Annotated in this window: 10 protein-coding genes; 6 read left to right on the forward strand and 4 right to left on the reverse strand. The window is 61.0% G+C overall.

The window, feature by feature from the left end; translation table 11 throughout:
• A partial coding sequence (locus tag C446_RS19735) for an LAGLIDADG family homing endonuclease (RefSeq protein ID WP_006671162.1) occupies positions 1 to 2,739 on the forward strand: 2,739 nt, incomplete at its 5' end.
• Between the two features lie 927 nt (positions 2,740 to 3,666).
• Here the strand turns inward: C446_RS19735 and C446_RS00920 are convergent.
• The 3 genes from C446_RS00920 to C446_RS00930 all read right to left on the reverse strand — a co-directional run bounded on the left by C446_RS00920 (position 3,667) and on the right by C446_RS00930 (position 6,447).
• Positions 3,667 to 4,728 carry a glucose 1-dehydrogenase gene (locus tag C446_RS00920; RefSeq protein WP_006671163.1) on the reverse strand — a complete coding sequence of 354 codons (1,062 nt, stop codon included), beginning with the start codon at positions 4,726 to 4,728 and terminating at the stop codon, positions 3,667 to 3,669.
• Positions 4,725 to 5,105 (reverse strand): RidA family protein, encoded by a 381-nt coding sequence (locus C446_RS00925; RefSeq protein WP_006671164.1) that lies wholly within the window; start codon positions 5,103 to 5,105, stop codon positions 4,725 to 4,727. The genes C446_RS00920 and C446_RS00925 overlap by 4 nt, the downstream gene beginning before the upstream one ends.
• 115 nt (positions 5,106 to 5,220) lie before the next feature.
• Complete coding sequence (locus C446_RS00930) at positions 5,221 to 6,447, reverse strand: aminotransferase class V-fold PLP-dependent enzyme (protein ID WP_006671165.1); 1,227 nt, start codon at positions 6,445 to 6,447, stop codon at positions 5,221 to 5,223.
• 95 nt (positions 6,448 to 6,542) lie between these two features.
• Here C446_RS00930 and C446_RS00935 point away from each other — a divergent pair, with 95 nt between their 5' ends.
• Together C446_RS00935 and C446_RS00940 are read left to right on the forward strand one after the other, a co-directional pair.
• Entirely contained in the window at positions 6,543 to 7,289 is a 747-nt protein-coding gene (locus C446_RS00935) for an IclR family transcriptional regulator (RefSeq protein ID WP_006671166.1), read from the forward strand.
• A gap of 145 nt (positions 7,290 to 7,434) precedes the next feature.
• On the forward strand, positions 7,435 to 8,136 hold the full coding sequence (locus C446_RS00940) for a PIG-L deacetylase family protein (RefSeq protein ID WP_006671167.1): 702 nt from the start codon (positions 7,435 to 7,437) through the stop codon (positions 8,134 to 8,136).
• A gap of 417 nt (positions 8,137 to 8,553) precedes the next feature.
• On the opposite strand, the gene dgoD is transcribed toward C446_RS00940, so the two are convergent.
• Positions 8,554 to 9,705, reverse strand: a complete 1,152-nt coding sequence (dgoD, locus tag C446_RS00945; protein ID WP_006671168.1) for a galactonate dehydratase — start codon at positions 9,703 to 9,705, stop codon at positions 8,554 to 8,556.
• A gap of 208 nt (positions 9,706 to 9,913) precedes the next feature.
• Between dgoD and C446_RS00950 the strand changes: the two genes are divergently transcribed.
• From C446_RS00950 to C446_RS00960, 3 genes are all read left to right on the forward strand, one after another.
• Positions 9,914 to 11,167 (forward strand): extracellular solute-binding protein, encoded by a 1,254-nt coding sequence (locus C446_RS00950; protein ID WP_006671169.1) that lies wholly within the window; start codon positions 9,914 to 9,916, stop codon positions 11,165 to 11,167.
• 90 nt (positions 11,168 to 11,257) lie between these two features.
• Positions 11,258 to 12,244, forward strand: a complete 987-nt coding sequence (locus C446_RS00955) for a carbohydrate ABC transporter permease (protein ID WP_006671170.1) — start codon at positions 11,258 to 11,260, stop codon at positions 12,242 to 12,244.
• On the forward strand, positions 12,241 to 13,167 hold the full coding sequence (locus C446_RS00960) for a carbohydrate ABC transporter permease (protein ID WP_006671171.1): 927 nt from the start codon (positions 12,241 to 12,243) through the stop codon (positions 13,165 to 13,167). The genes C446_RS00955 and C446_RS00960 overlap by 4 nt, the downstream gene beginning before the upstream one ends.
• The last annotated feature ends 93 nt before the right edge of the window (positions 13,168 to 13,260 follow it).

The following is a 13,260-nucleotide window of genomic DNA, read 5'->3' on the forward strand; positions in this document are numbered from 1 at the left end:
GACTGGGTGTACGACCTCGAGGTCGCGGGCACACACAGCTACGTCTCGAATGGGGTCATCTCGCACAACTCCCAGATGCTGGGCTACATCCAGAATATCGCCCCACGCTCCGTCTACACCTCCGGCAAAGGCAGCAGTTCGGCCGGGCTCTGTGTCACCGGAGACACGGTGATCCACACCGACCGCGGGTTCCGGCGGATCGAGGACATCGTGTCGGAGGACCTCCCCGAACCGGTTTCGACCGAGACTGCAGTCGAGCGGGATGTCGGCGTCCAGACGTTCGATCGAGTCGCAGGAGAGATGACCGACGCTATTTCCTCGCACGTCTGGCGAATGCCCGAAAAGCCATGTCGGCAAATCGAGACACGGCACGGGAAGGAACTCGAGGCGTCGGTCAACACGCCCGTTCTGACCTGTGGCGAGGCGGGCCTCGAATGGACCGAAATCTCCGACGTGGAGCCGGGAGATCACGTCGCCGTTCCCAGGTACGATGACCTCGACCGGCTGGAGCCGTCGGTTCGCGACTTCCTGGAACTCAGCACGGAGAAGATCAAACTGGAGGACGACTCCGTACGGTTCCTTCGTGAGTCGCTAACCGACGAGTTCGGGACGCTCCGCGACGCCGCCGCCGAACTCGATCTCTCGGAGGACTTCATCTACCTTCACCTCAAGAACCACCACGTTCCGCTCGCGAAGCTAGATCGGATGCTCGACGCGATCGATGCGACCCGTCAGGACATCGAGTTCGAGCGACTGATGATTCGACACGGAGACTCCATCACGATCCCCGACCAGTTCGATTCGGACCTGATGTATCTCCTTGGGCTGGTGTTCGGGGACGGTGACATCTCACTCGACCCGCGGGGCGGCAATCGCGGAATGGTCCGTCTCTCGAACGGAGACGAACCGCTCCTCGAGCGTGCTGCGGACATATTCGCCGAGAAGTTCGACAAGCGGCCGGAGATCGAACGCCAGGAGGATCGGGTCCCCTGCATCCGCGTCAATAGCGCGACGATCGCCAGACTGTTCGCGAACGCCGGCATGGAGACGCCGAAACACGACCTCGCGCCCGAACTGACGACCGCGGACCACGCCGACGCGTTCCTCCGCGGGCTGATGGACGCGGACGGGTCGGTGTCCGAGCGAGACGACGGCGGCTCGAGCGTCCTCATCTCGACCATCAGCGAACGTCTCGCGACCCAGATACAGCTTATGCTGGAGTCGTACGGTGTCCGCTCCCGGACCCGGGAACGGGACCGACGCGGGACCTACGAACTAGCCGACGGTGGGACGGTCGAATCGAAGCACGTCCAGTACTACGTCGAGATATACGGGGCGGACGTCGACAGGTACGCCGACGCGATCGGATTCGAGGTCACAGAAAAACGTCGTGCGCTCGAACGAATCGTCGCGGACGAGCGCCGGCAGGACGAAACGATGCCGGTCGGCGACGCGCTGGTCGCCGCCGACGGGGGCGTCGCCGGCGAATACCACAATAACATCCGGAGGGGCGACAATCGGAGTCGGGGCCGGGTGGATCGGATGCTCGAAGACGTCGATCTCGGCCCGGTAACGCGGACCCTCGCCGAAGTGATCGACGCGGACCTCAGATGGGATGAGGTCGTCGCCGTCGCCGACACCGGAACGAAAGAAGTGTTCGACCTCACGGTTCCCGAGACCCACAACTTCGTCGGAAACGGGATCGTGACGCACAACACCGCAGCTGCGGTTCGCGACGACTTCGGCGACGGCCAGCAGTGGACCCTCGAGGCCGGCGCGCTCGTGCTTGCCGACCAGGGAATCGCAGCAGTTGACGAACTCGATAAAATGAGGCCGGAAGACCGGAGCGCCATGCACGAGGCCCTCGAACAACAAAAAATATCTGTGAGCAAAGCGGGCATTAATGCAACTCTTAAATCTCGGTGCTCTCTTCTCGGCGCGGCAAACCCCAAGTACGGCCGCTTCGATCAGTACGAACCCATCGGCGAACAGATCGACCTCGAGCCGGCCCTGATCTCGCGGTTCGACCTCATCTTCACCGTCACCGACCAGCCCGACGAAGAGAAAGACAAGAACCTCGCCGAACACATCCTCACGACCAACTACGCAGGCGAGTTGACGACCCAACAGGAACAGATGACCTCTCTCGAGGTCGAGCAAGCCGAGATCGAGGAGATGACCGAGCAGGTCGATCCGGAGATCGACGCCGAACTCCTGCGGAAGTATATCGCCTTCGCGAAGCAAAACTGCCACCCGCGGATGACCGACGAAGCCCAGGAGACGATCCGGGATTTCTACGTCGACTTGCGGGCGCGTGGCACCGACGAGGACGCAGCCGTACCCGTCACCGCGCGAAAACTCGAGGCGCTGGTCAGGCTGGCGGAAGCCAGCGCCCGCGTTCGGCTCTCGGATACGGTCGAACAGCGTGATGCGGAACGATCGGTCGAGATCGTCCGGTCCTGTCTGCAGGACATCGGTGTCGACCCCGAAACTGGCGAGTTCGACGCGGACATCGTCGAGGCCGGAACCTCGAAGTCCCAGCGCGACCGGATCAAGAACATCAAACAGCTCATCAGCGACGTCGAAGAGGAGTACGACGAGGGCGCGCCAGTCGATATCGTCCTGGACCGGGCCGAAGAGATCGGCATGGATCAGTCCAAGGCCGAACACGAGATCGACAAGCTCAAACAGAAAGGCGAGGTCTACGAGCCGAGCACGGACAACCTGCGGACGACGTAGCGGTACTCCCGAGTCGGACTCGTCGCTACTCGTCACCACAGCGGTGGCCCGCAGTCGCCCTCTTCCCGACACGAGCGAAGTGCTACGGTAGCCGCGGCTTCGTTGCTGTCGTCGCCTTCAAAACGTCTCTTCCCGTCGATTTCCGCGTTATGCCCACCCAGTGAGTAACCGGACCGTCGCGTGTGATCGGGGGGACAGGGAGTTCAGTGACTGCTGCTTCGATCGAACGGAGTCAGTGGCCCGGACCAGCCCCACGTACGCGAACTCCCGGAACGTATTGGCAGACCGAACTGACTCGAGAGTTCTGTGAGGGGACCCGTGAGCTAGTGAAGTACCGCGGGCGCGGTGGCCCGGGACACTCTGCCTGCTACCTATGTAGACAACTCTTCCGCGCGTTCTACCGAAACATCAGATAGAAATATAGATGCGTATTATGATATATTTCTGATTTCAGGGAAAACAGAGCGTATGCTGACACGACCTCAACTGCATACTGTGGATGGGAGACTGGAACGGAACTCGATCGACATCGCCGACCGGGGAAAGGGAGTGGAAGGCCAGTGCGTATCGACGAGGAATAATGCTGGCCGTCTCTTGGCCGATCCGAAATCGACTGTAAGGGCGTTTCAGTACGTTATGTTCTAAAACCGGTTTCTAGGTCGCCAACAGCCATAAAATACGTCGTTGAAGTTACCGGAGTTCTCGTCGACGGAGGTCGTCAGGGAACTCTCGACTATTCCCGATGACCGAGTATAGGCCTCGCTTTCTTTCCCACTCCTAGTCAATATGTCTGTGCTCTCACCGAACCTCTATTATGTATATAAACACATCATTCGAAAATACAATCACAATTCTGATACACCCGACGGCTCGAGCTGTCCCTGGCGGGCTTCTGGAACCCACCACTGTCTCACGCGCACTGGACTATCACAGTGTATCGAACTCGACGACGGTTTTGATTCGATCGTCGTCGTCGGTGAACGCGTCGTCGACTTCCGACGGCGCGTACGTGTCGGTGATGATCCGCTCGAGAAACCAGTCCGGAAGTCGCTCGAGCGACTCCGTTGCTGACTCGAAGTGACGAACGTGTGAGTTGACGCTGCCGAGCAGCGCCTTGTTCTCGAGGACGAGTTCGCGGTGGAGCCGTCCGCCGTCGATGTCGAACGTCCAGTCACCCGGCAGGCCAAGCAGAACGCCGACGCCGTTCGGTGCGAGCGCGTCGACGGTCTCGTAAGCGTGTTTCGCGTACCCGGTCGCTTCGAAGACCAGATCAGCCGGTTCGTGGACGCCGGCAAACTCCGAAACGGGTGTCTCTCTCGAGTCGACGTACGTAGCGTCCAGTTCCTCGATAACGTCGATCGTCGGGTCGGGTCGATCCCGGCGGCCGAGACAGTACGATCGGTCGACCGTCGAATCGAGCATCGCAAGCGTCAGCAGGCCGAGCGGTCCGTTGCCGAGTACCAGCACCGTGTCTGGCTCCCAGTCGAACATCGACCGGGAGGCAAACGCGTGTTCGAGCGCCTTTGCCGTGTTGCTCATCGGCTCGACGAGGACGCCGGTTTCGGCGAACGCCGTCGGAACCGGGATCAGATACTCGGCAGGACTGGTGAAATACTCCGACATGAACCCGTGGGCCCCGTCGATCCCTCGCTCGAGGCACGCATCGGGTGGTGCCATGTCCGGCTCGCCGCGTTCGAAGTAGTCGTTAGAGCCGTCCGGTGGGCGACGAACCGTCGGCACGACGAGCTGTCCCTCCTCGAGATCGGTGCCGTTCGGGTCGTCGACGACACCGACGGCCTCGTGACCGAGTATCTGGTAGTCTTCACCGTCCGGGAACCCGCCGTGGTTCCCCTCGAGCACCTCGAAGTCGGTGCCGTCGATGCCGACGCGGAGCGTGCGGACCAGGGCTTCCCCGTCGTCCGGGTCGGGCACGTCGACGTCGATGACTTCCGGCGAACTCCGTCCTGCTTTGATGGCGATTGCGTTCATTGGTCGACCCGTGCGACGACTTCGATTTCGACCCCGATATCGACCGGCAGCTCCTCGACCTGTACGGCGCTTCGTGCCGGATACGGCTCGCTGAGGTAGCTCCGGTACACGTCGTTGATCGCGTCGTAGTCGTCCATATCCTGGACGAAGACGGTCGCTTTGACGACATCGTCCAGCGAACTGCCCGCGGCCTCAAGGACGGCTCCGAGGTTTTTCATCGTGCGATGGGTCTCCGCTTCGATGTCACCCTCGATGATGTCGCCGGTTTCTGGATCGATCGGTCCCTGCCCGGAGACGTACACCCTGCCGTCGTCGACGACTCCTTGCGAAAACGGCCCGATACTCGGCGGTGCGTCGGCTGTAGATACCTCTTTCATAGCCGGGTAGACAACCTCTGCCATTGGGAATGTAGTTTTCGGTTCAACACTCTGCCGACAGCTCGCCGGAACGGGCCAATCGAGGGGACCGTTTGTCTCTTCGTTCGCATTGGTTTCAGCTAGCGGCGTCGACGTGGTCGGTTATTCGCGTGACGACGTACGCCGTTTCGTCGTCGTCGAGACACATCGGGTTGATCGTGACTATTCCGTCGTCGAGCCGATCCGTCCCGACGAACACGCGCGGCCGGTCGTCGTGAAGTGCCCGAACTAACTCCGTCGCCGAGAGGCCGGTTTCGCCCGGATCGACGTGGACGACGACTTCCGGTGCGACCGACACGTCAGTTCCGTCGGTCACGTGCGTGCGGAATCCGTCGATCTCCGCGAGGTGATCCGCGATTCGGTCGGCCTCCTGTCGCCACGCTCGAGCGTTCGCCGCGTGGTCCTCGTCGAGAAACGAGTCGAGAGCGACGATGAGACCGACGAGCTCCTCTTTCCCGACTTTCATCGGGCGACCGATTCCCTGGCGGGGAACGCAATCGAGTCGATCGCCGTCGATGAGCGGTTCGGGAGGGTCCCAGACGGATGCGGCGGCGTGCATATCGAGGTGCTGTAACGCGATGGATTCGACGAGGTCCCGTCGTCCAGCGACGATGCCGGTCGTCTGGGGGCCGCGGATCGCCTTACCACCGCTGAAAACGACGAGGTCCGCGCCCTCGTCGACGAACCGCGAGAGGTTCGCCGTCGGCGGCAGCTCCGCCGCAGCGTCGACGATGACGGGGACGTCGTGATCGTGAGCGATCGACGTGACGACCTCGAGGGGAGGCTCCGTGTAGGATTTCTGGACGTAGCCGATCGCGGCGGTATCGTCGGAGATCGCACGCTCGATCTCCCAGGGTTCGACCGCGGTCGACCCCGTGCCGAGGTGTTTGTCGTTGGTACCGACGTCGACGATGGTCGCGCCGGCTGCCCGGAACGCGTGGTCGTAGCCGGTTCGGTGTGTCCGGGGCATGACGATCTCGTCGGCGAAGCCGGTCGTCTCGGGGAGCCGATCCATCCGGTGGACGTCGCGGCCGGCGAGTGCAGCGGCGGCGCTGAGAAGGAGACCGGCGGCTGCACCGCTGGTTACGTACCCCGCTTCCGCGCCCGTAGCCTCGGCGATCCGGTCGCTGGCTTTCGCCTGGAGGTCCGAAATGCGGACGAACGAATCGCCGGCACGTTGCATCGCGTCTCTCGCTTCACTGCGGATTCGGCTGCCGCCGATTCGCGTTTTCGTCCCGGCCGCGTTGATGACAGCGGGAACGCTGAGCTCCTCGTAAATGTCGGCTTTCCCAACCGTGTCCATAGATCCCATACCGTGTATCGTGAATAAAAAATTTTGGTTCCAGCGGTGTTTCGGACGGAGAAACACTGATATCGGGCCCTCCTGAATGTCGTGACATGAGTGAGCAGACAACGGAAGGGACGATCGAAGCGACCGTACGATCGTTCGCCGTCCTGCACGTCCTCGTCGATACGCCGCATCCGGTCGGCGTTACGGAAATCGCGTCTCGGACGAATATGACCAAAAGTACAGCGTACAAACACGTGCGAACCCTCGTCTCCCTCGGATACGCCGAACCGGTCGGAACGCAGTATCGACCGTCGGTTCGATTGCTCGACTGCGCTCGCCGACTCGAGTGGAACAACGAGCTGATCCGAACCGTTCGCGATCCGGTCGACGAACTGGCGGAGATGGCCAACGAAGTGGCCGGCCTGGTCGTCGAGCGGGAGGGGGCCGCGGTCGATGTCTACTGTGCCGATCAGTACTACAGCGGCACCTTTCCCGCGTACAACACACGTCACCTCCACTGTAGTGCCGCCGGGAAGGCCATTCTCGCGGAGCTCCCCGAGCACCGGGTCGACTCCATCCTCGAGACCTGCCCGGCGCTGACCGAACACACGATCACCGACCGGGAGGAACTCCTGTCGGAACTCGAGCGCGTACGCGAACGTGGGTTCTCGCTCGATCGACAGGAGCAGTTCCAGAACGTCAACAGCGTCGCTGTCAGTGTACAAACCGAGGACATCGTCGCTGCCGTCTACGTTTCCGGCCAGGCAGACGAACTCTCCGGGAAACGGTTCGAAGAGAACATTCCGGGGCTGTTACTCAGTGCGAGCCGGATGCTGACGTCCGCACTCGAGTGATACGGACTGCTACCATGTACCGGCGCGACCGCGAGCCGTCCTGCGGTCCGCCGGAACTGACGGACAGCGGTCCGTATGACCGCTCTCCGAACGACCGGGGTCGTCCGGTATCCTGAAATACGTTCACTTCGTTGTCGCGGTTGCAATGGAGTTGTTAGCAATCGTCGCACATCCCGACGATGCGGATATCTTCTGTGGAGGAACGCTAGCAAAGCATGCGGACCGTGGGGACACGGTCACGATCGCTCACATGACGAAAGGGGAGTATGGGGGGTTCGACGAGACGGAAGCCGCGATCGCCGAGACGAGAGCGGCGGAAGCCCGCGGCTCTGGCGAGGAACTCGGCGCGGACGACGTGACGTTCCTCGGCTTCGAGGACGGGCGCATCGAGTACTCGCTCGAGAACCGTCTCGAAATCGTCGAGACGATCCGGAAACACGACCCGGATCTCGTCCTCACTCACTACAGGGAGGACATGCACCCCGACCATCGAGTCACGTCGCGTCTCGTGACCGACGCCTACTACATGGCGTCGCTCCCGCTGGTCGAGACCGACCACGAACCGTCCGATCCAGACAACGTCTACTTCTTCGGCAAGCCGACATCGTCGTTCGATCCGACGGTGTTCGTCGACATCTCCGGGTACGAAGACCGGAAGGCAGCGGCTATCGATCACCACGAGTCACAGGTCGAGTTCCTCGAGAACCACGGCGGAATCGACGCGGAGTTCGACAACCTCGTTGAAGGCGTCGCCGCGGAGGACGCGACGCTCGGGAAGCGGACGGGTGTCGACAGCGCCGAGGGGTTCGTTCCGTTACACGAACAGGCTGACGAGTACCTTGGCTGAGCGTCGACCGACGGTCGTCGGAGCAGCAACGCTCCGTTCGATTCGCTGGGGCCGATCCGTCGCCCCCAACTGTTTCGCCAGACGAAACACCGTCGATCTACGCCGGAAAATTACAAAAGTACGGTTGTAATTCAATCTGTCGACGAAACGTATCAACCGCGGTGATTTCACCCGGTTTGTTTCGGTCAGCGAAACACTACCGGTGTGGGTCCGGAATCATCAGTGCGACGGTCCGGTCTCGTGGGCCGACACTCAGTTCGGACACGGAAACAGTGGTCCGTGTGTTCGGTCCTGTCGGTCGCCGGTTTCCTCATCAGAACACGGGGTTAGTTACCAGGGGACTCTTACTACACCGTTACCCCGGAGGCGACCACGAACGGCGAGAACGGGACGGAGCTGGACCGTCTTCGAGGTGAGTTACCACTCGGCGATACTGCCGTCGTCGTGTCGCCAGATCGGGTTCGACCACTCGAGGTCCTGCTGGGAGCGCTCGCGAACCGCCGACTCGTCGATTTCGATCCCGAGGCCGGGATCGTCGAGCGGGGTCACGTATCCGTCGGCGAACTCGAACACTGACGAATCGTGGAGGTAGTGGTCGGCCGCACTTTTCGGAGCCGGATAGATATCGAACCCGTGGTCCTGGACGAGGAGATTCGGGATATACGTACTCACCTGTAGCGACGCAGCGAGCGCGATCGGGCCGAGCGGACAGTTCGGGGCAACGGCGACGTCGTGGGTCTCTGCCATCGCGGCGATGCGAACGAGTTCGGAGATGCCACCCGCGTGAGAGACGTCCGGCTGAATCACGTCGACGCCACCTCGCTCGAACAGCGGTTTGAAATCCCACCGGGAGTAGAGCCGTTCGCCCGTCGCCATCGCGACGTTGGTTCGTTCGGCGAGCGTCGGGAGATACTCGAGGTTTTCGGGCAGGACGGGTTCTTCGACGAACAGCAAGTCGAACTCCTCGAGGGCCGCGATGACGCGTTTGGCGAGGGACTTCGAGATTCGTCCCCGGAAATCCACGACGATGTCCATTCCCGTTCCGACCACGTCACGAACGTGACGGACGCGTTCGACGACCGCGTCGACCGCTTCGGGTGGCTCGAGGTGGCGCATCTGATTCGACGCATCCATCTTCAGTGCGGTGTATCCAGCCTCCGACAACTGTTTCGCTTCCGTTCCGATCTCGGTGACGCGGTCGCCACCGATCCACTGGTAGACCCGAATTCGATCCCGGGTCTGTCCCCCCAGCAGTTCGTAGACGGGTACGTCGAAACTCTTTCCTTTGATGTCCCAGAGCGCTTGATCGATGCCGGCGATCGCGCTCATGAGCACGGGGCCACCTCTGTAGAAACAGCCCCGGTACATCGCTTGCCAGTGATCCTCGATATCGTGTGGGTCCTTCCCGACGAGATAGCTGTTCATCACCTCTTCGACGGCGGCGCGAACCGTTCGAGCCCGACCTTCCACGATCGGCTCCCCCCAGCCCACGACGCCGGCGTCGGTCTCGATCTTGAGGAAGAGCCAGCGGGGTGGCAGTTCGAACAGTTCGTAATCGGTGATTTTCATAGCAGACTGTTCGTAATAATCGGCTATATATTCTCCCCTACCGTCGGTGCCGACCCAGAATCCGCGGTTTCGCTACTACCTTCGGCTGTTCACGCGTTCTTCTCGGGGTACGTCTCTCCTGTTTCTCTCCAGCTTTAGAAAAGATTATGTGGGATGTGTCACAACATTGGAGCGAGAGTTAGCCATGAGAAGCCATACCAGGCGATCAGTGCTGGCAACGACAGGGACGGTAACGACGTTTAGCCTCGCCGGCTGTCTCGGCGGCGGGTCCGGCGACGGGACGACGATCGAAACCCGGTACATGGACGCACCGGGCCTCGAAGATTACTTCGAGAAGCATACGGAGATTTTCGAAGAGGAGACGGGAATCCGGGTCGAGTACGAAACTATCGGCTGGGGAGAAGCCCAAGAACGGCTGCTGACCGACATTACGAGTCAGACCGGACCGGACGTACAAGAGATCGCATCAACCTGGATACCCGAACAGGCCGATGCAGGCGGGTGGATGGACCTCGAGTCCGACGAGGTGGTCGATCACATTCCCAATACTGAGATGTTCGAAGACGGTGCGATGGATGTCGCAACGTTTCAGGACTCACTCGTCGGCATTCCCTGGTTCTGGGGGCCACGCGCGTGGCAGCAGATCGACGAAGAAATCGAAACCGGCGGGGTCGACGGCCATCCCGACGACTGGGACGCTCTCGTCGACCAGGGCCAGGCCTACGACGGTGACACCGATCTGTTCGCGCTCATGGGTGCAGACTTCGAGCCGATGCGGAACTTCGCGATGTTCCTCTGGCAAAGCGGCGGACAACTGCTTACCGACGACAATACCGAGCCAGCGTTTCACAACGAGGAGGGAGTCCGAGCACTCCAGTTCTATGCCGACCTCTACACCGAGTACGACGTGCTGTCGTCGGAAACGGTAGAGTGGGGCGCAGCCGACATCAACGGTGCCTTCGCGGGCCGACAGATGGCCAGTACGGTCGACGCCCTCGGGACGGTCAGTGCATACGAGGACGAGGACGGCCACTCGCTGGACGACCTCTCGATTTCCGCGCCGCCGGTCGGACCGGACGGTGACGGTGGAACGTTCTTCGGCATGGAGTTACTCGGTATCCATCCGTGGACCGACGAACCCGAGGCTGCTGCACAGTGGATCGACTACCTGTTGCGGGCAGAACCGAACGCCGAAATCTCGAGTACGGTCGGATTCCTGCCGACGAACCCCGATGGGTTCGACACCGAGTACTTCGACCACGAGCTGTACGAGTCGTTCAACGACGAGGTATTCCCGGTCGCACGGACGTATCCGCAGGTGCTCGGCTGGGGTGAGATCGAGGGCGAACTCAACAGCGCCGTCGCCGGCGTCATCCAGAACGCCGTGACGGGCGACCTCGAGGACGGTGACATCGAGGATGCACTCGAGGACGCTGCCGACGTCGCACGGCAAACGCTGTAGGCGACGCATGCTTCCCGACGACCTGTGACGGCGTACGCATTGTAGTTTCGGGAGCAAAAATATTAATTCAATTCAAAACAGATACGAACCATGCCACATACGACCAAACAATTTCGAGAGCGGCTGGCCGACGTACAACTCGGGGACGCGCTCCCGTTTTACAGTCGGCTGTCGGAGGAACAGCGCTTTGCGTACAAGCTTCTCGCCCCGGCGCTGGCGATGATGTGTCTGATTCATCTGCTTCCGATCGTCTGGGGGACGCTGATCAGTTTCATGGGCGTCGACTCGAGTTACGTCCAGGAGTGGTATCGGGCACCGTTCGTCGGAGTGGAGAACTACAGCTACGTGCTCGATCCGCGTACCGTCGTCGGCGGCCGGTTCTGGTTCGCGATCCGCCAGACGGTTATCTTCGCCGTCGGGTCGCTCGTCGTGACGTACGTGCTCGGGCTGACGGCGGCCCTGATCCTCAACCAGAAGTTTACGGGGCGGTTCGTCGCCAGGACGTTGCTGTTGCTGCCGTGGGTCGCGCCGGTCGTCGTCACGCTGCTTATCTGGCGGATGATGTTCCAACAACAGAGCGGCATTATCAACCACGTGCTGCTCTCGATCGGGCTCATCAACGAGCCGATTTACTGGTTGATCGGTGACAACACGATCTGGACGCTCGTTCTTACACACTCCTGGACGCAGTTCCCGCTGGTGATGATCATGCTCTATGCCGGGCTTCAGGGAATCCCCGATCAGTTGTACGAAGCCGCGTCTATCGACGGTGCCGGTCGGTGGGAGAAGTTCCGCTATATCACCTTCCCACAGCTCAAGCCGGTCTCTGCGGTCGTCGTGTTACTGGTGATGTTGTGGACGATGATCAACTTCACCGCACCGTTCGTCTTGCTGGGGGCACAGCCTCCCCAGGCCGGACAGGTCGGCATTCTCTACATCTACGAATTCGCCTTCTCGAACTACCAGTTCGGCCGCGGAGCCGCGATGAGCGTCGTGCTCTTTCTCATCGCGATGACGATGGCGATGATCTACTACAAATACCTCTTCGACGACGACTTCGCGGAGGGTGACCGATGATTCCCGAGGAACTGCGGCTCACGCCGGCCGCCAAGGACGGGTTGTTCGATTTGCTCTCGCGGGCGGTACTGGGCTGTCTGTTGTTGTTTGCACTGTTTCCCATCTACTGGATGGTACTGACGAGTTTCCGCACACGAACCGAGATCACCGCCGCCGATCCACAGCTGTTGCCGTTCGCTCTCGAAGAGATTCCAGCGATCGTTCGGGACCCGGCACTTCTGTTGGAGATACTCCACTACGAGAACTACATCACGATGTGGGGCCGATTCCCCGTGTTGGATTACTTCATCAACAGTCTCATTATCGCGACCACGACGACCGCGTTCGCGCTCGTCGTCGGCTGTCTGGGAGGGTATGCCTTCTCGAAGTACGGGTTTCCCGGGAAAGGAGCGGTCGGTGGTGCGTTGCTCGCGACGCAAATGATTCCGGGTATCCTTATTCTGCTCCCGATGTATCTGCTGTTTCTGTGGGTCCAGACCACGCTGGAAATACCGATGATCGACACCTACCACGGAATCATCTTCGTCTACACCACGTTCACTGTTCCCGTAGCGATCTGGATGCTCAGAGGGTTTTTCGACACGATCCCGGATTCGGTCGAGGAAGCGGCCCGGGTCGACGGCTGTTCGCGACTCCAGGCGCTCGTGAGGGTTATCCTTCCGATGGCTGCGCCGGGTATCGCCGCAACCGGGATGTTCGTCTTTCTCGTCGCGTTTAACGAGGTGCTGTTCGCGTCGATCCTCGCGAGTGGCGACGTGACGCCGTTCGCGATCGGCATCCAGAGCTTCGAGACCCAGACGACGGCGTACTGGGGGGAGATGATGGCAGCCTCGACCGTCGCAACGGCCCCCATCCTACTGCTGTTTGTCATCTTTCAGAAGCCGATCGTCGAGGGGCTAACCGAGGGAAGCGTCAAGCAGTAACCCTGGGAACGTTCGGCTTCGGTTTCGGTCCCCCAGCGGTTTGATCGGAGTCGAATGGGCCGCTGTAACCCGGCGTATCGATTCCGGTGACAC

The sequence above is a fragment of the Halobiforma nitratireducens JCM 10879 genome (genome assembly GCF_000337895.1).
Classification (GTDB): domain Archaea; phylum Halobacteriota; class Halobacteria; order Halobacteriales; family Natrialbaceae; genus Natronobacterium; species Natronobacterium nitratireducens.

Bases quoted from the DNA above. Each gene is read 5' to 3' on its own strand.
- C446_RS00920 (WP_006671163.1), bottom strand. From the start codon at position 4,728: ATGAACGCAATCGCCATCAAAGCAGGACGGAGTTCGCCGGAAGTCATC.
- C446_RS00925 (WP_006671164.1), bottom strand. From the start codon at position 5,105: ATGAAAGAGGTATCTACAGCCGACGCACCGCCGAGTATCGGGCCGTTT.
- C446_RS00930 (WP_006671165.1), bottom strand. From the start codon at position 6,447: ATGGACACGGTTGGGAAAGCCGACATTTACGAGGAGCTCAGCGTTCCC.
- C446_RS00935 (WP_006671166.1), top strand. From the start codon at position 6,543: ATGAGTGAGCAGACAACGGAAGGGACGATCGAAGCGACCGTACGATCG.
- C446_RS00940 (WP_006671167.1), top strand. From the start codon at position 7,435: ATGGAGTTGTTAGCAATCGTCGCACATCCCGACGATGCGGATATCTTC.
- dgoD (WP_006671168.1), bottom strand. From the start codon at position 9,705: ATGAAAATCACCGATTACGAACTGTTCGAACTGCCACCCCGCTGGCTC.
- C446_RS00955 (WP_006671170.1), top strand. From the start codon at position 11,258: ATGCCACATACGACCAAACAATTTCGAGAGCGGCTGGCCGACGTACAA.
- C446_RS00960 (WP_006671171.1), top strand. From the start codon at position 12,241: ATGATTCCCGAGGAACTGCGGCTCACGCCGGCCGCCAAGGACGGGTTG.